Origin of the sequence: Microbacterium sp. LWH11-1.2 (genome assembly GCF_038397745.1) — a bacterium.
Taxonomy (GTDB): domain Bacteria; phylum Actinomycetota; class Actinomycetes; order Actinomycetales; family Microbacteriaceae; genus Microbacterium.
This window is the reverse complement of record NZ_CP151636.1, coordinates 789,086-807,115: the sequence shown is the minus strand read 5'-3', so window position 1 is coordinate 807,115 and position 18,030 is coordinate 789,086. Positions and strand designations below refer to the sequence as shown.

The 18,030-nt window shown below is 67.6% G+C and carries 24 protein-coding genes and 1 riboswitch; of the genes, 14 read left to right on the top strand and 10 right to left on the bottom strand.

Translation table 11 applies throughout. The features are described 5' to 3' along the window. Positions 1-16 precede the first annotated feature (16 nt). The 9 genes from gnd to MRBLWH11_RS03720 all read left to right on the top strand — a co-directional run bounded on the left by gnd (position 17) and on the right by MRBLWH11_RS03720 (position 6,199). Positions 17-1,081 carry a phosphogluconate dehydrogenase (NAD(+)-dependent, decarboxylating) gene (gene gnd, locus MRBLWH11_RS03760; RefSeq protein WP_116636189.1) on the top strand — a complete coding sequence of 355 codons (1,065 nt, stop codon included), beginning with the start codon at positions 17-19 and terminating at the stop codon, positions 1,079-1,081. An 82-nt stretch (positions 1,082-1,163) separates the two neighbouring features. Next, positions 1,164-2,354, top strand: coding sequence for an aminotransferase class I/II-fold pyridoxal phosphate-dependent enzyme (locus MRBLWH11_RS03755; protein ID WP_341946751.1), 1,191 nt, complete (start codon positions 1,164-1,166; stop codon positions 2,352-2,354). Positions 2,355-2,433: 79 nt separating this feature from the next. Beyond that, positions 2,434-2,661, top strand: coding sequence for a hypothetical protein (locus tag MRBLWH11_RS03750; protein ID WP_341946750.1), 228 nt, complete (start codon positions 2,434-2,436; stop codon positions 2,659-2,661). 45 nt (positions 2,662-2,706) lie between these two features. After that, positions 2,707-3,438, top strand: a complete 732-nt coding sequence (locus MRBLWH11_RS03745) for a 3-keto-5-aminohexanoate cleavage protein (protein ID WP_341947791.1) — start codon at positions 2,707-2,709, stop codon at positions 3,436-3,438. Positions 3,439-3,475: 37 nt separating this feature from the next. Further along, a complete protein-coding gene (locus MRBLWH11_RS03740; protein ID WP_116636186.1) occupies positions 3,476-3,811 on the top strand; it encodes a metalloregulator ArsR/SmtB family transcription factor in 336 nt (111 codons plus the stop codon). Beyond that, on the top strand, positions 3,808-4,299 hold the full coding sequence (locus MRBLWH11_RS03735) for an SRPBCC domain-containing protein (RefSeq protein ID WP_341946749.1): 492 nt from the start codon (positions 3,808-3,810) through the stop codon (positions 4,297-4,299). Before MRBLWH11_RS03740 ends, MRBLWH11_RS03735 begins: the two co-directional genes overlap by 4 nt. A gap of 76 nt (positions 4,300-4,375) precedes the next feature. Next, positions 4,376-4,900, top strand: a complete 525-nt coding sequence (locus tag MRBLWH11_RS03730; RefSeq protein ID WP_341946748.1) for a PadR family transcriptional regulator — start codon at positions 4,376-4,378, stop codon at positions 4,898-4,900. Beyond that, positions 4,855-5,652 (top strand): alpha/beta hydrolase, encoded by a 798-nt coding sequence (locus MRBLWH11_RS03725; protein WP_341946747.1) that lies wholly within the window; start codon positions 4,855-4,857, stop codon positions 5,650-5,652. Before MRBLWH11_RS03730 ends, MRBLWH11_RS03725 begins: the two co-directional genes overlap by 46 nt. A gap of 79 nt (positions 5,653-5,731) precedes the next feature. Then, positions 5,732-6,199 carry a hypothetical protein gene (locus tag MRBLWH11_RS03720; RefSeq protein ID WP_341946745.1) on the top strand — a complete coding sequence of 156 codons (468 nt, stop codon included), beginning with the start codon at positions 5,732-5,734 and terminating at the stop codon, positions 6,197-6,199. Here the strand turns inward: MRBLWH11_RS03720 and MRBLWH11_RS03715 are convergent. Continuing rightward, positions 6,165-6,335 carry a hypothetical protein gene (locus tag MRBLWH11_RS03715; protein WP_341946744.1) on the bottom strand — a complete coding sequence of 57 codons (171 nt, stop codon included), beginning with the start codon at positions 6,333-6,335 and terminating at the stop codon, positions 6,165-6,167. The two genes, MRBLWH11_RS03720 and MRBLWH11_RS03715, sit on opposite strands and share 35 nt — an antisense overlap. Before the next feature lie 222 nt (positions 6,336-6,557). Here MRBLWH11_RS03715 and MRBLWH11_RS03710 point away from each other — a divergent pair, with 222 nt between their 5' ends. Next, the gene (locus MRBLWH11_RS03710) at positions 6,558-6,992 is read left to right on the top strand and encodes a hemerythrin domain-containing protein (RefSeq protein WP_341946743.1); all 435 of its coding nucleotides are present in this window, start codon (positions 6,558-6,560) and stop codon (positions 6,990-6,992) included. 3 nt (positions 6,993-6,995) lie between these two features. Here the strand turns inward: MRBLWH11_RS03710 and MRBLWH11_RS03705 are convergent, their stop codons facing one another. Together MRBLWH11_RS03705 and MRBLWH11_RS03700 are read right to left on the bottom strand one after the other, a co-directional pair. Continuing rightward, complete coding sequence (locus tag MRBLWH11_RS03705; protein ID WP_341946742.1) at positions 6,996-7,382, bottom strand: VOC family protein; 387 nt, start codon at positions 7,380-7,382, stop codon at positions 6,996-6,998. Positions 7,383-7,505: 123 nt separating this feature from the next. After that, complete coding sequence (locus tag MRBLWH11_RS03700) at positions 7,506-8,507, bottom strand: SDR family NAD(P)-dependent oxidoreductase (protein ID WP_341946741.1); 1,002 nt, start codon at positions 8,505-8,507, stop codon at positions 7,506-7,508. Between the two features lie 75 nt (positions 8,508-8,582). On the opposite strand from MRBLWH11_RS03700, the gene MRBLWH11_RS03695 reads away from it, so the two are divergent. The 3 genes from MRBLWH11_RS03695 to MRBLWH11_RS03685 all read left to right on the top strand — a co-directional run bounded on the left by MRBLWH11_RS03695 (position 8,583) and on the right by MRBLWH11_RS03685 (position 11,171). Beyond that, positions 8,583-9,152: a TetR/AcrR family transcriptional regulator gene (locus MRBLWH11_RS03695; RefSeq protein WP_341946740.1), complete on the top strand. Its 570-nt coding sequence runs from the start codon at positions 8,583-8,585 to the stop codon at positions 9,150-9,152. 147 nt (positions 9,153-9,299) lie between these two features. Further along, a complete protein-coding gene (locus MRBLWH11_RS03690) occupies positions 9,300-10,487 on the top strand; it encodes a serine hydrolase domain-containing protein (protein WP_341946739.1) in 1,188 nt (395 codons plus the stop codon). A gap of 234 nt (positions 10,488-10,721) precedes the next feature. Beyond that, the gene (locus tag MRBLWH11_RS03685) at positions 10,722-11,171 is read left to right on the top strand and encodes a hypothetical protein (protein WP_341946738.1); all 450 of its coding nucleotides are present in this window, start codon (positions 10,722-10,724) and stop codon (positions 11,169-11,171) included. Here the strand turns inward: MRBLWH11_RS03685 and MRBLWH11_RS03680 are convergent. The 7 genes from MRBLWH11_RS03680 to MRBLWH11_RS03650 all read right to left on the bottom strand — a co-directional run bounded on the left by MRBLWH11_RS03680 (position 11,157) and on the right by MRBLWH11_RS03650 (position 17,306). Then, entirely contained in the window at positions 11,157-11,456 is a 300-nt protein-coding gene (locus tag MRBLWH11_RS03680; protein ID WP_341946736.1) for a hypothetical protein, read from the bottom strand. The two genes, MRBLWH11_RS03685 and MRBLWH11_RS03680, sit on opposite strands and share 15 nt — an antisense overlap. A gap of 32 nt (positions 11,457-11,488) precedes the next feature. Continuing rightward, the gene (locus tag MRBLWH11_RS03675; RefSeq protein ID WP_341946735.1) at positions 11,489-12,649 is read right to left on the bottom strand and encodes a Cmx/CmrA family chloramphenicol efflux MFS transporter; all 1,161 of its coding nucleotides are present in this window, start codon (positions 12,647-12,649) and stop codon (positions 11,489-11,491) included. A 182-nt stretch (positions 12,650-12,831) separates the two neighbouring features. Further along, positions 12,832-13,062 (bottom strand): hypothetical protein, encoded by a 231-nt coding sequence (locus MRBLWH11_RS03670; RefSeq protein WP_341946733.1) that lies wholly within the window; start codon positions 13,060-13,062, stop codon positions 12,832-12,834. A 473-nt stretch (positions 13,063-13,535) separates the two neighbouring features. Beyond that, on the bottom strand, positions 13,536-15,032 hold the full coding sequence (locus MRBLWH11_RS03665) for a hypothetical protein (protein ID WP_341946732.1): 1,497 nt from the start codon (positions 15,030-15,032) through the stop codon (positions 13,536-13,538). Next, a complete protein-coding gene (locus tag MRBLWH11_RS03660; RefSeq protein WP_341946731.1) occupies positions 15,029-15,382 on the bottom strand; it encodes a DUF4188 domain-containing protein in 354 nt (117 codons plus the stop codon). The genes MRBLWH11_RS03665 and MRBLWH11_RS03660 overlap by 4 nt, the downstream gene beginning before the upstream one ends. Before the next feature lie 11 nt (positions 15,383-15,393). After that, positions 15,394-16,668, bottom strand: coding sequence for an MFS transporter (locus MRBLWH11_RS03655; RefSeq protein ID WP_341946730.1), 1,275 nt, complete (start codon positions 16,666-16,668; stop codon positions 15,394-15,396). Next, a riboswitch (TPP riboswitch) is annotated at positions 16,662-16,769 on the bottom strand. It overlaps the preceding gene by 7 nt. Before the next feature lie 6 nt (positions 16,770-16,775). Next, positions 16,776-17,306, bottom strand: a complete 531-nt coding sequence (locus tag MRBLWH11_RS03650; protein ID WP_341946729.1) for a DUF4188 domain-containing protein — start codon at positions 17,304-17,306, stop codon at positions 16,776-16,778. A gap of 72 nt (positions 17,307-17,378) precedes the next feature. On the opposite strand from MRBLWH11_RS03650, the gene MRBLWH11_RS03645 reads away from it, so the two are divergent. Beyond that, positions 17,379-17,990, top strand: coding sequence for a MerR family transcriptional regulator (locus tag MRBLWH11_RS03645; RefSeq protein ID WP_341946728.1), 612 nt, complete (start codon positions 17,379-17,381; stop codon positions 17,988-17,990). The last annotated feature ends 40 nt before the right edge of the window (positions 17,991-18,030 follow it).

Here is an 18,030-nt window from a genome sequence, read left to right as displayed (position 1 = left end):
CTCGGAGGGGAATCCCATGCAGCTGGCGATGATCGGACTCGGACGGATGGGTGCGAACATCGTTCGCAGGCTGATGCGCGCAGGCCACGACTGCGTCGTCTACGACGTGAACGCGGATGCCGTGCAGGCGCTGGTCGCCGAGGGGGCCGTCGGCGCCGACAGCATCCCCGACCTGGTGTCGAAGCTGCAGGTGCCGCGTGCCGTCTGGATGATGGTGCCCGCCTCGCTCACCGGCCAGGTGGCCGACGAGGTGGCCGCGGTGCTCGAACCCGGCGACGCCCTCATCGACGGCGGCAACTCGAACTACCGCGACGACGTGCGTCGCGCGGCCGCGTTCCGCGAGAGCGGCATCGACTACATCGACGTCGGCACCAGCGGCGGCGTCTTCGGGCTGGAGCGCGGCTACTGCCTGATGGTCGGCGGGCCGGATGCCGCGGTGCAGCGCCTCGAGCCGATCTTCCGCACGATCGCGCCGGGTCCGGGTGAGATCGAGCGCACGCCCGGCCGCACCGGCGAGTTCGCTCCGGAGGAGCAGGGCTTCCTGCACTGCGGCCCCTCGGGGGCCGGGCACTTCGTGAAGATGGTGCACAACGGCATCGAGTACGGGATCATGGCCGCGCTCGCCGAGGGGCTCAATCTCCTCGAGAACGCGGATGCCGGCATCCGCGAGGCTCAGCATTCCGCCGAGATCGCCCCGCTCGAGGAGCCCGAGTTCTACCAGTTCCCGATCGACACCGCGAAGGTCTCCGAGCTCTGGCGTCGCGGATCCGTGGTGTCGTCGTGGCTGCTCGACCTGACGGCGGCGGCGCTGAACCAGAACCCGACGCTCGACGGCCTCGCCGGGCGCGTGTCGGACTCCGGAGAGGGGCGATGGACGGTCAAGGCAGCGGTCGACGTGGGCGTTCCGGTCCCCGTGCTCGCGGCATCCCTCTTCGAGCGCTTCGCGTCGCGCGACGAGGACCGCTTCGCCAACCAGGTGCTGTCGGCCATGCGACTGCAGTTCGGCGGGCACCAGGAGCTCCCGGCCGGCGACGTGCTCGAAGCAGGCAGCCGCCGGGCGGAGTCCGGCAAGGGCAGTTGAACGGCGCGGGGTCGGCTCGCGGAGCCGTCATGCACGGAAACGCGGCATGCGTCGGGGCGGGATCGTCCGTATGTTGGGGCAGATGAGCGAGGACTGTCCGCCCCTCCCGTCGCACCCGTTCGACGCGCGCACGCGCCTGCACCTCGACCGGCCGCACAGCCGCAAGTGGAGCCTTCATCCGGGCCGGATCGGCGCGTGGGTGGCCGAGATGGACTTCGGCGTCGCTCCCGAGATCGCGGAGGCGATGCATCGGGCGATCGACGAGGAGAACCTGGGGTACCTGTCGCCGCCGCTGGCCGCGGACCTCGGAGTGGCGACGGCCGACTGGATGCGCGAGGAGTACGACTGGGCCGTCGACCCGGAGCGCGTGCATCCGGTCTCCGACGTGATGGCTGTTCTCGGCGTCGCGGTGCAGGAGTACGCCCCCGCCGGATCGGCCGTGATCGTGCCGACGCCGGCCTACATGCCGTTCCTGACATATCTTCCGGCGATCGGGCATCCGGTCATCGAGGTTCCCGGTGTGGAGGTCGACGGACGGTGGCGGCACGACCTGCAGCGCATCGACGAGGCCTTCGCCGCCGGCGCCCGCACGCTCGTGCTGTGCAACCCGCACAACCCCACCGGCACGATCGCCGATCGGGCCGAGCTCGAGGCGATCGCCGAGATCGTGGAGCGGCACGGCGGCCGTGTGTTCGCCGACGAGATCCACGCCCCGCTGCGCTACGACGCCAGGCCGTTCGTCCCCTACGCCTCGGTGTCGGAGGCGACCGCCGCGCATACCGTGACCGGCACGAGCGCCTCGAAGGCCTGGAACATCCCCGGTCTCAAGACCGCGCAGCTGATCACCTCGAACGACGCCGACCAGGAGCGCTACCGGCAGTTCGGGTTCGCGGTGCAGCACGGTGCAGCGACCCTCGGCGTCGTCGCGTCGACGGCCGCCTACCGACACGGTCGCCCCTGGCTGACGGACGTCGTCGACTACCTCGACGGATCGCGTCGCGTTCTCGGCGACCTCGTGGCGACGCGCCTTCCCGGCGCCGTGTATCGCATCCCCGAAGCGACATACATCGGTTGGATCGACACGCGCGCGCTCGACATCGAGGGCCCGCCCGCGGCGTTCTTCCGCGAGCAGGCCGGGGTCGTGCTCACCGAGGGCCGTCTGCTCGGCCACGGATACGAAGGCTTCGTGCGGGTGGTGTTCGCGACGCCCCGCCCGATCCTCGCCGAGGCGTTCTCCGCCATGCGCGAAGCGCTGGAGACTCGCGCGCTCTGACGAGGCAGATTTCTCTGTCAAGGGGCTCTCGCATGTCGGCGCCGCATCGTAGAAAGGAATGCGAGAGAAGGGATACGGCATGGCCGCAGGCGACATCGAGACATTTCGGCGCGACGGGATCTGGTTCAACCGCATCGAGGGGGAGTCGCGCACCTTGGGTGCGAGCTTCCTGACCGAGGCCGAGGCCATCAAGGTCGGGCGGGGTGCGGCCGTCGCGCGTCAGGTCACGCACACCGTGCGCACCGAAGAGGGACCCTCTCCCGACAGCGGCGTCCATGCCGTCCACCCGCGCGACCTGATCGGCTGACGGGTGCTGCCCGAGGCGCATGTCGATGACCGTCCCGGCCGACGGATGCTGCTGCAGGCATGCGTCAACGGCGCGCGAGATGTGGCTCAGCATCCGTGGTTGAGCACCGACGCGAGCGTCGTGGCAGGTGATGCGGCGCAGGCGGTGGCCGCAGGAGCCGGTGCCATCCACGTGCACCCGAAGAATGAACGAGGTCGCGACAGCCTCGAGGCCGGCGATGTCGCGCAATGGCTCCGCGCGGTGCGGGCGGCGTGCACCGGTGTCCCCGTGGGCGTGACGACAGGCGCATGGGCCGAGCCCGACGTCGAGCTCCGGCTCGCGGCGATCGCCGGATGGACCGAGCTCCCCGACTTCGCCTCGGTGAACTGGCATGAGGCGGGCGCCGACGACGTGGCCGCGCTGCTGCTCAGCCGCGGCGTCGGCGTCGAGGCGGGGGTCTGGGATTCGTCGGGACTTGCGGCGTGGCGGCGCTCGCCCGTGCGCGGCGACTGCCTGCGCGTGCTGATCGAGCTGCCCGACGAGGCGGCCGACGTCGTGCGCGGCCACGCCGAGGGATTGATCGCCCACGTGACCGCCGAGGAGCCGGGCATCCCGATCCTCCTGCACGGCGAGGAGGATTCCGCCTGGGCGGCCTTCGACCTCGCCGTCGAACTGGGTCTGGATACGCGGATCGGTCTCGAAGACGTGCTGACGCTCCCCGACGGGATGCCGGCCTCGACCAACGCCGCCATGGTGCGCGCCGCCGTGGGGCGGATGCCGGTGCGCTCGGACAAATAGTTTGCCTTGAGGCATAGTTTCCGTAATACTGTTCCGCATGGCTAACCATTCGCAGCCTCTGGACGAGGTGTTCCTCGCCCTCGCGGACCCGACCCGACGAGAGGTCGTTCGGCGTCTCGGGCGTGGGCCGGTGAGCGTCGGAGACCTGGCGCGTCCGTTCCCCATCACCCTGCCGTCGTTCATGAAGCACGTGCGGGCGCTCGAGGCGAGCGGGCTCATCCGCACGGCCAAGTCGGGGAGGGTGCGCACCTGCACGCTCAACCGCGAGCGGCTGGCAGTCGTCGACGACTGGCTCGCCGAGCAGCGGAGCCTCTGGGAAGAGCGCACCGACCGCCTCGAGAACTTCCTCACCGATCCTCAGGAGACATCATGACCGACGTGACCATCGACCCCGAGCACGATCTCAGCCTGCAGCGTGTGATCCGCGCATCGCCGTCCGACGTGTGGCGAGCGTGGACGGAGCCCGCGCGGCTCGAGAAGTGGTGGATCCCGGCCCCCATGGTCACCCGGGTCGACCGACTCGACGTCACCCCGGGCGGCGGGTTCGTCACGCGGATGAGTGAGGACGGGGAGGAGTTCGTGCCGCACGTCGACTCGATCTTCCTCGTCGTGGAGGAAGGACGCCGGCTCGTGTTCACCAATGCGGTGACGAGCGCTTGGCGCCCTGCCGACCCGGAGCCGGTCGCCATGACCGCGGAGATCATCCTCGATGACCACCCCGAGGGCACGGACTACCGCGTCATCGTGCGGCACGGCACCCCCGCGGCGCGTGCGCACCACGAGGAGCTGGGCTTCTTCGACGGTTGGGGTTCTGTCACCGCCGCGCTCGCGGAGCTGGTCGAGCAGGAGGCGTCGGCGTGAAGCCCGACGTCGAGACTGAATCGTCGGCGCACGAACATACTTGCGCAGTCCTATATATGTGTGGTCCTATATCGTCATGCAGCTCCGACACGCGATCCTCGGCCTCCTCGACGTGGCCCCGCAGAGCGGGTACGACCTCGGTCGCGCGTTCGAGCGATCGGTCGCCCATTTCTGGCATGCCGATCAGTCGCAGATCTACCGCACGCTCGACCGCCTCGAGACCGACGGGGCCATCGCGACCGAGACGATCCCGCAGCAGGGGAGGCCCGACCGTCGGGTGCATTCTCTGACGGATGCCGGACGGCACGAGCTCGAGGCATGGCTCGGCTCGCCGCTCGAGGATCTGCAGCCGAAGGAGCCCTTCCTCGCACGGCTGTTCTTCGCCGCATCGCTCGGCGTCGACGGCATCCTCGCCCTGCTCGACGAGCGCGAGGCCGCGATCCGCGAAGGGCTGGAACAGCTGCGCGCTCTTCCCTCGGCGAGCGGAGATCTCGGTGCCGTGCTTCGGATGGCGACTCTCGACGCGGGTATCCGGCAGGGTGAGGCCGAGCTGCAATGGCTCGCGTCGACCAGGCGTGCCGTCGCCGCGGAGGGCTCGTGATGAACGCGGCATATCCGATCGAGCATGGTGAGCGGGCAGGCGAGTCGATCATCCTGCTGCACGGCGGCAACGTCGGCAACTGGATGTGGGAGCCGCAGGTCGAGCGCCTCGCCGGAAGACACCTGATCACGCCCGACGTGGTCGGCTTCAACACGCGGGCCGCCGAGCGCTGGCCGGGGCTGGATGGGGCGGCGGATGATGTCGCCGCTATCATCCGGGAGCGGGCGGTCGACGGAAAGGCCCATGTGGTGGGGCTGTCGATGGGCGGTGTGATCGCCGTGCACCTGGCGGCGCGGCTTCCGGACGTCATCCGCTCGTGCATGGTGACCGGGGCGATGATGACCGGCATCCGAGGTACCCAGCGGCGTCTGGCGGAGTGGCAGCTGCGCGCGTGGGACCGACGGTGGTTCTGGCGCATGCAGGCGGCGATGTTCCGGATTCCCGCGGATGCACGCGAGCAGTTCATCGCCGCCGGGCGAGGGGTGAGCGCGGAGACGGCGCACGGCATGTACGGCGAGATCTTCGCGGGCTCGATGCCCGCCGGCCGGTTCGACTACGCCGGGCCCCTCCTCGCGATCGCGGGAGAGCGCGAGTCGAGGGACGTGCGGGTGGCGTTCACGGCGCTGACGCGGGCGATGCCGCAGACGCGCACCTGGGTGGCGCCCGGGATGCGTCATATCTGGAGCATCCAGGATCCCGATCTGTTCACGCGCACCATCGTCGACTTCGTGGACCGCGATGTGGTCCCCTGACGCCGACCCCGGTCGTTGAGCGAGCGCCGGCACGCGTGGGTGCGCGGGATCGTCGAGGGGCGCGGGCGATACTGGATGGATGCCGACCGCTGAGCAGAACCGCAACTCGATGCCACCCATCCTCATCGTGGCTCTCACGGTGGTGAGCGTCATCCTGTTGGCGGTGGCCGTGGCGTTCGCCCCGGTCGCCCTGTTCGCCATCGTCTGGGGGTCGCCTGTCGGGTGGATCGGAACCGCCGTGTGGCTCGTGATCGCCGTGCTGACGGTGTTGGTCATGCTCGGCCGGTCGTGGGCACGGTTCGGGATGCTCCTGCTCCCGGCCGCACTGGGCTACCTCGCCGTGTTGTCGGGCGGGGTGGGGTTCTTCGCGCTGATGTTCCTGGCAGCGGGGATGGCGCTCGTCGCCGTGCTCCTGATGTTCCACTCCTCGTCGAAGGCCTACTTCCGTGCTGTCGGAGCGCGCGGGCGGGACGAGGGTGCCTACGCGGACGTCGACGACGAGTCGAGCGAGCCTAGCTCTGTGCGAGTCGAACGCCCTTCTCAGTGAAGTAGGTCACTTCGCCGTCGGGGTCCTCGACGCCGAAGACGAACTTGCCGGTTGGGGTGGCGCGGACGTCGACGACATTGCCTCGTCCGCGGGCGGTGACGACCTCGACTCCGGGGGTGAAGATGCTCTCGCTCATGCTCCGAGTATGCGGTCGGCCGTTTCGGGGCGCATCCCCCGTGCGGCGGACCCGGTGGCCGCGACGGATGTCGGCCTGTTAGCGTGTCGGAAGCGTCGCGTGTCGGTGGCAGGCTGTGTCAGACATGGAGGCGTGGGATCCGAAGGAGCACGACGATGAACACGTCGACCCCTTCGCCCTCACGTGACTGAGGGCGAGAAGACCAGGCTCGTCGCCTGGAGCATGGAACTGCGCAGCGTCCACGAACGGCTGCGCACAGCACTGTCGATCGCGCAGGAGGCTCTCGCTTCCGGCGGACCACCGGGCGGATCGGCGACTCGCGATCTGCTGCTGTTCTGCCATGGCTTCTGTGCGGCGCTGACGGGGCACCACGAGGGCGAGGATCGGGAGCTGTTCCCGGCGATCGCCGCGGAGCATCCGGAATTGCGGGACACGCTGCGCAAGCTCGAGCAGGATCACTCGATGATCGGGCACCTGCTCGGCGGACTGCAGGCCGCGGTCGATTCGGCGGCCTCGCCCGAGGAGCTGTCGCGGCACCTCGAGGGCATCGCGGCGATCATGGAGAGCCACTTCCGGTTCGAGGAGCGGCAGCTGCTGACGGTCCTCGAGACGCTGGAGCTGGATGCCGAGGTGGGGCGGGTGCTCGGGCCGTTGTGACGCTCAGCGCGCGGGGATGCGCTGCCAGCCGGGCCAGTGAGGGCGGTCGACGATGCAGAACCGGTTGCCCTCGGGGTCTTCCAGAATGATGTAGTCGGCGTCGTCGGGTCGTCCGTCCCACGGCACCTCGCGCGCGCCGAGCTCAACGAGTCGCTGGACCTCAGTGGCCTGATCCTCGGCATAGATGTCGAGGTGGATGCGCGGGGGCAGCACGCGTTCGGAATGATGCGCGTCGAGCGCGATGCACGGGGCATCCGCATAGCGCGGCTTGAGCACGGCCCAATCGTCGCTGGGCGCATCGCGCTCGATGTAGTCGAGGGCGGCCTTCCAGAACTCGAGTTGAGAAGGCAGGTCGTTCACACGGATGACGATCGAGGCGATGGCGAGCATGCCGCGAGCCTAAGCAGGGCCCGCGCGTCGAGCCACCCCCTTGCGCCACCCCCTTGCGTCAGCGTGGATCAGAAATGCCTCTCCCACGTGCCACGGAGAGGCATCTCTGATCCAGCATCCGGCTTACTGCACCGACCAACCACCATCGCTCGCGAGGATCGCGCCGTTGATGTTCACCGCGTCATCCGACAGCAGGAACGTGATCGACGCCGCGAGGTGCTCGGCGGTCGCGACGGTCGGGATCGCCTGCTGGAACGGACCGAGACGGCCGGAGCCGTACTCCGACATGTTCGGGGGCATCGGGATGCCGGTGGCCACGCCGCCCGGAGCGACCGAGTTCACGCGGATGCCCTTCGGCCCGTACATGAACGCCGCCGACTTCGTGACGCCGATGATGCCGTGCTTGCTGGCCGTGTAGGCGTTGCCCGACGCGTTGCCGCGCAGACCCGCTTCGCTCGAGACGTTGAGGATCGCCCCGCGACCCGCAGCCTCCATGACCGGGAGCACCGCGCGCATGAGCTTGAACGGCGCGGTGAGGTTGATCGCGATGACCCTGTCCCAGACGGCATCCGTCGTCTCACCGGCGGGGGAGAAGTCGTCGTTGATGCCGGCGACGTTCGCGAGGCCGTCGATGCGGTCTCCCGCGGCGGCGAGGACGGCGTCGATCGCGTCCTGCTTCGTGAGGTCACCGGGGACCGTGACGATGTCGGCATCCGGCAGTTCCGCCTTCAGTGCGTCGAGCTTCTCGGCGGCGATGTCGCTGGCGATCACGCGTCCGCCTTCGCGCGCGATGCGGGATGCCGTGGCCTTGCCGATGCCGGATGCCGCGCCGGTCACGATCACGGTCTTGTCGGCGAAGCGTCCGGAGGTGGGCTTCTCGGTCCAGCCCGCGGACTCGTCGTCGGCGGGGATCTCGCCGCCGTTGGCCGCGCGCACGAGGTCATCGACGATCGACTGCGGCATGGCGCCCTGGCTCATCGCGACGAGCTGCTGCAGCGGGAGTCCGAGCACCGGGGTCAGCAGCGAGGGGTCGGCGCCCGTCTTCTCGAACAGTGCGCGGATGAGCGGCCCGCCGGTCGGGTCGTTCATCCAGTCGCCGATGGTGGAGTGTGCGGTGAGGGCCATGCTCGTTCTCCTTGTTCGAGTTTCGCAACGGTGCGTCTACTTATGTTTCAGTGTACGCCTGAGTACGCTCGGATGGTGCCTCGTCCTCGCAGTGAGAAAGCCCGCCAGTCGGTGCTCGACGCCATGCGTGCCGCGCTGACGAGCCACGCGTACGAGGCTGTGACGATCGAGGGACTGGCGGATGCCGCGGGCGTCTCGAAGCAGACCATCTACCGGTGGTGGCCGTCGAAGGCCGCGATCCTCGGCGAGGCGCTGCTCGAGGGTGGGCTTCCCGGATCCGACGTCGCCGTGCCGTTCACCGCCGACCTCGCCGCCGACCTCCGGGCCTGGTTCTCGGCGATGAGCACCGCCCTCGCGGATGCCGATGGCGTCGCGATCGCGCGAGCTCTGATCGTGATCACGGCATCCGATCCCGAGCTCGGGCTCGCGCTGAACGAGAAGCTCGCGGCGCCGATCCGCGAGTGGGTGTCGGCGCGGGTCGCGCTGGCTGTCGAAGCCGGAGACGTGCGAGCGGATGCGGATGCTGCCGCGATCGCGGACCAGTTCGTCGCGATGGCCAGCTACGCCGCGCTGCTCGGGCGGCCGCTGGGGGACGAGCGGGTCGATGCGACGGTGAGCGTGCTGCTGCGGGGGATCGCGGCCTGACCACCCCGAGTGGTATCACACCGCGCGACGACCTCGTCGGCTCGGGGTTCCGACCGGGGTACGACAGCCGATATACCGCCGAAGGATGTGGCGTCTCCGCGGCTCCGCGGAGCATGAGAGACACATATCCCCTATGGAAGGTTCGTCGTGATCTCACGCATCCGTTTCCCCCGTCCTGCTCTCGCCGTCTTCGGAGGGATCGTCGTCGCGACGGTCGTTCTGGCGGGCTGCGCAGCGCCCGCCCCCGCCGATCCCCCGTCGTCTTCGCAGGCGCCGGCATCGAAGGCCTTCGATGCCGAGACGGTCAAGAAGCTCGATGCGATCCTCGAAGCAGCTGTCACCGAGCACGAGATGCCCGGCGTCACACTCGCGGTCTGGAGCCCCGGGGGCGACTACGTCTCGTCGGCCGGGTATGCGGATGCCGAGAAGAAGACGAAGATGACGCCCGAGCTCAACCACCGCATCGGCAGCGTCACCAAGACCTTCACGATCACGGCTCTGCTGCGCCTCGTCGATCAGGGCAAGGCATCGCTCGACGACCACATCTCCGAGTACGTCGACGGGGTCACGCGAGGCGACGAGATCACATTGCGGCAGCTCGCCGCGATGACATCGGGTCTCCCCGACTACTCCGAGAACCCGGAGTGGCAGATGTCGCTGCTCAGCGACCCCTACGCTCCGCTGACTCCACAGAGCCTGATCGACGTCGTGAGCGGGCAGCCGTTGACCGATGAGCCGGGGGCCGAGATGTCGTACTCGAACACCAGCACGGTGCTCGTCGGGATGGCGATCGAGAAGATCACCGGGAAGACGCTCGCCGAGGTCTTGCAGGACGAGGTCGCGAAGCCCCTGGGGATGGAACACACCTTCCTGCCGGAGGGCAACGAATACCCGGAGCCGCACGCGCAGGGATACACGGCGCAGCAGAGCGACGACGGATCGCTCACGAACGCGACCGACTGGAACCCGTCGTGGGGATGGGCGGCCGGAGCGATGATCTCGACGCTCGACGACCTGAAGATCTGGGTGCCGGCTCTCGCCACGGGCGAGCTGCTGTCGCCCGAGCTTCAGAAGGAACGGCTCACCGTCACTCCCGAAGACCCTCAGCACCCCGAATGGGGATACGGTCTCGGCCTCTTCAATCTCAACGGCTGGATCGGCCACAACGGAAGCCTCCCGGGGTACAAGACCGTGACGATCTATCTCCCCGAGAAGGACATGACGATCGTCGCCTTCGTGAACTCGGATGCCGCCGGGAAGTCCTCCCTGGGTTCGGGGCTGGTGGGTCCGGTGACGCAGCTCCTCACTCCGGAGGCGCTCTTCGAGCTGGGCTGATCGGTCGTCCGTGCGAACGCCCCGGGTCTTCTCGGGGCGTTCGTGCTCGCAGGTCACTCCGACGCCAGGCACTGTCGATGACTGAGCCTGCAGACGAGCCGCCGCCGTCGCTGATCCAGCAACGCATGGTTACCCAACGGCAGAAGACATCAAACCCCGCAAATATATTGCAACCGTCCTCATATGTGTACTTCTCTAGAGGTAGTCCGCGCGCTCGGATGAGAAGGGACGACGATGTCTGATGCTTCACACCCGCGATCGTGGTTCGCGACGATCTTCGAGCCTGGGGTTCCCCGATGGGTGACCTGCATTGTGCTGGTCGGCTTCGCCGCGCTCATCACCGCGGGCGTATCGATGCCCGAACATCGCTGGTGGTTCAACGGGCCCGCTGTGCTCGGGGTCGTCACCTGGCACCTCCTCATGATGGCGAGGTACGAAGAGTCATTTCCCGAGAAGGTGTCTTGGTTCGGCATTCTGACGCGTCCCACGAGCCACCTCGTGGGGACCACCGCGGTGAACACGATCGGCGCGGCGGGCTGGGCCCTCTCTGATTCTCGCCCTGACTGGCAGCCGACGATCATCGCCGTGGCGCTGGCGCCGATGCTCGTCTGGTACACGATCATGTCGTACGTCCACAGGCGGCGGAAGGTGAGGGCTTGGCGGGTGCCGTCAGCGCGCGCCTGAGTTGGCGGTCAGGTGGTTGTTGATCGCGAACCGCACAATGCCGCCCGCGGTCTGCACGGGGAACTCGTCGTCGTTTGCCGGGATGCGGACGAGGATGATGCCGATGCCGGTCGTGCCGCCGGTCGGCAGATCGACCTCGAGGAAGTGGGGGCGGTCGCCGGTGGGCACCTGCTGTCCGGTCGCGGTGGTGGCGTGGACGGGATAGGTCCCGGGGGCGAGGTCGTGGCGGCTGCCGTCGTCGACGATGACGGTGATCCCTGCGGGGATCGTCACGGTCGCGCTCACTGTGCGATCCTCGCAGGGTTTCCGCCGGGGTGTCAGCCCGCCGCGCCCGCGGAGGCAGGTGCGATCGACCGCCGCGACACCACCGCGACGACGAGTGCCAGCGCCGTCAGCCCTGCGGCCACCCACATCGGCGCGACCACTCCCGCGCTGAGCGCGACTCCGCCGAGCACTGGCCCGACCGCCGCCCCGACGTTCAGTGCGGCGGTCGCGTACGACCCGCCCATCGTCGGAGCTCCGGATGCCGCATAGAGCACCCGCGCGATGAGAGTGCTGCCCACGCTGAACGACAGCATCCCCTGCAGGAGCACCAGCGCGAGCAGCAGCACCGGATGCTCGGCGACCAGGGCCATCGCGACCCAGCCGGCGAGCAGGAGCGGCCCGCCGATGCCGAGCACGAGTCCGGGGTGACGGTCAGACAGTCGTCCCGCGATCGTGACGCCGAGGAACGATCCGACGCCGAACAGCACCAGCGCGACCGAGACCCATCCGGCATCCAGCCCGGCGATGTCGGTGACGACCGGCGCGAGGAAGGTGAACGCCGCGAACGTGCCGCCGTTGATCAGAGCTCCGAGCGCCATCGCGAGGAGGAGGCGCGTCGCGGCGAGCTCACGCAGCTCCCGTCGAAGTGACGACGGTGCGTCGTGTCCTGCCGTCTTCGGGATGCCGCGCAGCACACCGAGCACGGCCGGCAGGCAGAGGACGGCGATCGCCCAGAAGGTCGACCTCCATCCGAGCGCGGTCCCGAACAGCGCCCCCGCGGGGACCCCCGCGACGGTGGCGATGGTCGTGCCCGAGAGCAGCACCGCGAGGGCGCGTCCCTTCCGGTCGGCGGGGACGAGTGCGGTCGCCGTGGTCAGCGCGACGGCCAGGAATCCCGCGTTCGCGACAGCGCTCAGGATGCGCGTGATCAGCAGGACCGCGAACGTCGGGGTGAGGGCTCCGACGACGTGGCATCCGGCGAAGACGAGCAGGCAGGCGATCAGGGTGAGTCGTGGCGGCCACCGGCGGGCGAAGGCTGCCATGGGGGGTGCGCCGACGACCATGCCGACAGCGAAGGCCGATGTCAGCAGGCCGGCGGTGCCGACCGAGACGTCGAGGTCACTCGCGATGGCGGGCAGCAGTCCCGCGAGCATGAATTCCGAGGTGCCCATGACGAAGACCGCCAGGGCAAGCAGATAGAGAGAGAAAGGCATCGAGTACTCCGAGGTGAGAGATCAAGAAAGGGAGCTTCTTGGTCACCACGGCCATCGCCCGGAGACGACGGATCGGCGCCCGCACAGACAGCGGGCGTCGGGTTCAGCGGATCCGGGGGCTGGCGGTGTGACCGGCAGCCCCTGACCTGTCTGACTCAGGACTCGACATGGGGACGACTCTATTACGCGCGCCGGGTCCGCGCTCGGCGGTAGTGCAGCGTCATGACGAGGAACCAGACCATCAGAATCACCACGGCGGGCACCTGGAACCAGAGTTGGTACTCCGGGAGGGCTACGCCGAGCGCGATGCCGGCGACGAACGCGACGAGCGCGAGGACCGTGAAGATCATCCGTGAGGCCGGTCGGGTGATGGTCCGGAACCAGGACTGCTCAGTGTCGATGGGGTTGGTCATGATCTCTCCTGAATCCGATGGCTCTCAGACAGTCCTGCTCGAACGCCGCTGAAGCACGAGGGTCGACAACACGGTAGCGCCGATGGCGACGCCAGATAGATACGGCATCCATGCGACGAAGAGGCCGGCTGCACCGACGAGCATCGCCGGAAGCGCAGCGAGGAGACGAAGCGTCCCAGCTCGAGCTACTCCTCGAGCGCCTCGCGGGCGCACCTTCTCTCAGTGATTCGCGCCCGAGTGTTGCTGTCGCCCGGTGATCGCGTCCGTCACGGCGGGAGCGAACGGAAGTTCGCGGAAACTCGCCAGTGGCATGAACTGGAGCGCGGCGGGCACTTCGCGTCGTTCGAGCAGCCGGAAGTAGTGGTGGGGAGTTGCGTGGATGTTCTGAGGGGCGACGGTTGAATGTGCCCAGCATCGATGGTTGTCCGAAAGGCGAGCTGTTCGGCCGGCGTCCGAAACAGAGGTACAACGTTCTAGACGTCGATTCCGAGCCACTCGCATAGCTCGTGGCCCGCGACTGCGCGGTCCTCGACTAGGTCGTTCGCTTCGGCCATCGTGATGATCCGATCAAAGAGGATGCCTCGGACTTCACTGGCGGTGATGTCCCGCGAAATCCGGCTCCTGCGATTGACCGCCTGAAGAACGTAGGCGGCATGAGGGCGCACAACCAAGGTTCCGCGAGTTTCTGCATCCGAGCGAGCTTGTTTGGCCAGACCTTCGAGTTGCGAAAGTGTGGCGTTGCTGCCCTGGAGTTCTAGCTCAGCCTCTTGAAGCACGTTGGTCACTGAGGTAACTACCTGCTCCAGCCTTTCGGCCCCAAGCAATGGAATCGCCTTGTCGTAGGTTCGCAACTCGCGCACGATTGACGGCACAGCCCCTTTGCCTGCGTCTTCCGTAATCCATCCATCTGGGACAGGAGTGTTCGGGGGGTGGATATACCCGGGTGGAGGTCCAGAAAGTCGCGACTCCGGGACCGTTGCCTCCAAGAACTTCTTAAAACCTCCGCGTTTGGCCCAGGTGCGCGTGATTTCGGTGCCGAAGATGAGGTTAAGCTGCTGCGATAGCGCGGCTAGAGCGACCGGCTTCGTCAATCCCCGAGTGATTCGAAGAGTCTCGTCCACGAGGGCTGCCTCGAGTTCTTCGGCGTCGCGTCGCTGAGCTTCCGAGCTGGTCTTCGGAGCGCTGGGTTCCAATCCCGCAGCGATGCTTATCGAGGTCGGAGTAGCTGATTCTGCGGTGCCCGCGACAAATGCGACCTCCGGAGACTTCTTGCCGTCGTCTACCGCCAAAACTGATCGCTGCGTCTCGACGTCTAGTCCAGTTCGAAGGTCTTGAGCGATGTTGTCAACCGCCGCAAGTAGTTCCGCCATGCGGAGCGACATGCCAACAATCCACTCAGGAACCGTCGATCCCGGCTTGTATGTGTCCTCATGCGTGAGCTCGCCCCAACCGTCCTGGAGCAGTGTTCTAGCCTGCACCTCGACGCAAACGCGCCTGGTTCCGTTCATCTGAGGAACCGGAACGACGAAGTTCACGTGGTAGGCCCGATAGCCGGACGCCTTCGGATTCGTAAAGTAGTCCCGATGTGAATCGCGCTCGACGGCCAGGCTCGATTGCTCGTCGGCGTCGATCGGCAGCTCACCCACCAGTTCCTGAAACGTGTTGATATCGGAGAGATTGTTGCAGATAAGTCGAAGGCCCACGAGGTCGTCCAGAACCTGCGGCACATCTTCGTAATCGTTCACTTGACCGCTGTACTTAGCGCGACCGAGTTTTGCGAAGGACCGTTGGGCTGTCTTGACGCGGCTAGTTGATATGCGAAAGCGATTCCGATCGACTGAATCAACGCGATCGTCGAGCAGCTCTTCTAGCAATCGGACGGCCGTCAACCTCGCCGGTTCCAAGTAACTTCGCTTCGCCGCGTCATGCCACTCCGCGTACTCCACGTACTTCGGTTCGAAATCGGTCATCGCGTTGCCACGCCTCTCTGCGCTGGATGCTGACCGCAGTATAGGTGAGCCTCGCCGATGCGCAACTCTCCCGAGCGATGTGACGTGGTGCTGTTCACTACCGCCGTCTGCCTTTCCGCAAACCGCGCCTGCGCCCGGTCCTGTCGCTTCCCGACCTCGACCAACTCCGTCGCTTTCGGTAGCCCCATCGGCTTGATCGACACATAAACGGTCTCGGCGCGGTCGACGAGGAAGGTCTCGTGCCAGATGCCGACCGCTCCCGGAGCCTTGCGCGCCATCCTGTTGAAGCAGGTCCAGGCGGGGCGGTGCTCCTGCGACGGGCTGGACGCGTAAGCGTATCGCGGCCACATCCCACCGCCCTTCACTCCAATGGCGAAGCACGGTCGGGATCAGGGCCGAGGAGCGCGCCGATGACGAGCAGCGCAGCCGCCGCGGCGAGCACGACGGCCACCGCAGGGCCAGCGCCGAGCGAGCTCTGGAATCCGGGCAGCCAGAACGGGTAGAGCGCGGGGATCACCATGGAGAGCGAGTAGCCGACCCCGTATCCGCTCGATCGCACGGCAGCGGGAAAGCGCTCGGCGAGGTAGGCGCCGACCGGGCCGTAGGCCGACACGGTGACGATCTGCACGACGGTGACGGCCAGCACGGCGCCAGCTCCCTGAGAGGACATCGCCCACATGAGGGCCAGCGGAGCGGCGATGATCGCGAGGCCTCCGAAGACGACGAAGAAGCGTCGCCGTCCGATCCGCTGCGAGATTGCACCGCTGGCGATCATCGCCGCGGCCGAGACGAGGGTGGCGACCAGCATGATGAGCGGCACGGTGGTCGGGCCGATCTGGGGTGCTTTGCTCAACAGGCCGGTGAGCACGGGGATCGCCATCTGCGTGAACAGCCAGAGGCCGGTCATCAGCGTGAACACCTGCCAGAGCTGGTGGCGGAACGGTCCGACCAGAATGTCGGCCAGAGGTCGAGTGCGGGGGTGTCGGGCGCTCGTCGAGACCGGGGAATCGTGGACCCCGGCGGAGTAGTAGAAGAACAGCGCCACCGCGAGCAGGGCGCCGGCGATGAACGGCATCCGCCATCCCCACATTGCGTAGTCGTCGGCTCCGAGCACCTGCAGGAGCGTCAGGGTGAGCGCGGCGATGAAGGAGTTCGCGAGCGGGGACATGGCCATGATGCCGCCGCTGAGCAGGCCGCGCCGGCGTGGGGCGGACCATTCCATGGCGAGCGGGATCGCCGCGGAGTATTCGCCGCCGAGGAAGATGCCGCCGACGAAGCGGAGGGCGACGAACGCCCAGAGCGTCGCTGCACCACCGAGGTCGTGGTTCGGGATCAGGGCGATCAGGAGCGTTGTGATCGCGATGCCGGCGATCGCGATCTTGGTGGTGCTCGTGCGACCGTAGCGGTCGGCGAGGCTTCCGAAGACGGCGGCTCCGAGCGGGCGTCCGAGAAGGGTGGCGACGAAGATCAGGCCGGTCTGAGCGGGGTCGGGGCCCAGCACGACCGCGGCTGCGGGGGCGAGCGCGATCACCGGCAGGAAGATATCGACCTGGTCGACGAAGTTGCCGAGCAATCCGCCGCGAACGGCCTTTCGTGCTCGGGAGGACGTTTCGGGCTCGGTGATGAGGCGCGACATATGACTCGACTTCCTACGGCGGCATGACCCGCATCAGGTGTGAGGGTCGGCGCTGCGTCAGCGCCCTCTCAGCCCCTGCCGGGACTCCCCTGTGGTTGGAAGGAAGTCTAGGGGAGGCGCGGTTCGCTCAAGATCTCCGGGGACTGCGCCTGGCCAGACACCGTCCGCCCTTCCGCGAACCGCGCCTGAGCCCGGTCCTGCCGCTTCCCCACCTCGACCATCTCCGTCGCCTTCGGCAGCCCCATCGGCTTCGTCGACACGTACACGCTCTCGGCGCGGTCGACGAGGAAGGTCTCGTGCCAGATGCCGACTGCGCCCGGAGCTTTGCGCGCCATCTTGTTGAAGCGGGTCCAGGCGGGGCGGTGCTCCTGCGAGGGGCTGGACGCGTAAGCGTACAGCTTGTCGACGGATGACCAGTACTGCACGACGTAGGGACCGCCGGATCCGAACAGCAACTGGTAGCCGAGCATGCCCGAGTCGGGATCCATGGAGAGTTCGCGCAGCATCGGCGGCATGGCGAAGAAGGTGGGCAGCCACAGGTCGGGTCGCCACCAGCGGTTGATCTGCATCCCGATGTGGAACACGACGAGCTCGCCCTCGTGGCGGTGGGTCATGCGGCCCGTGATGACTTTCGACATGATGACTCCTCTTGATTCGATAGTGTCACTATCCATAATGGATAGCGCTACTATCGAAGTCAAGAGGTGGCCATGAGAATTTCCGAACTGTCAGCCCGGACGGGTGTGACCGTGCCGACGATCAAGTACTACCTGCGCGAGGGTCTGCTGCCCGAGGGTGAGCGCAGCGCGCCGACGCAGGCCGCCTATGGCGAGAAGCACGTGGAGCGGCTGCGGGTGATCCGGGCGCTGCTCGATGCGGGGGTGAGCATCGCCGAGACGCGGCGGGTGCTCGGGGCGCTGGACGATCCGCCGGAGAGTCCGCACCTGCTGCTGGGCGAGGCTCATGCGGCGATCACTCCGCCAGCGGATGAGGAGCTGGATCGGGCGGAGGCCGAGGCCTTGGTTGCTGGGCTCGGGTGGCAGCCGGGGATGTGCGACCCCGCGGTGCTCCACGCGGTAGCGCGGGCGCTCCAGAGGTTGGAGCGCGCGGGTTTTGTCGTGCCGGATGCCGTGATGGCGGAGTACCTCGCGAGCATTCGGAGGATCGCGGATGCCGAGATCGCCGGGGTGCCGGAGGAATCAGCCGAGGCCGCGGTGCGGTACGTGGTGCTCGGGTCGGTGCTGGTGGAGCCGTTGCTGCTGGCGCTGCGGCGAGTGGCGCAGCAGGTGAGCTCGGGGGAGCGGTTCAGTTCTATGTCTTGAGTCTCTTCCGGCGACCGGGTCCGGTAGCGGTGCCATCTGT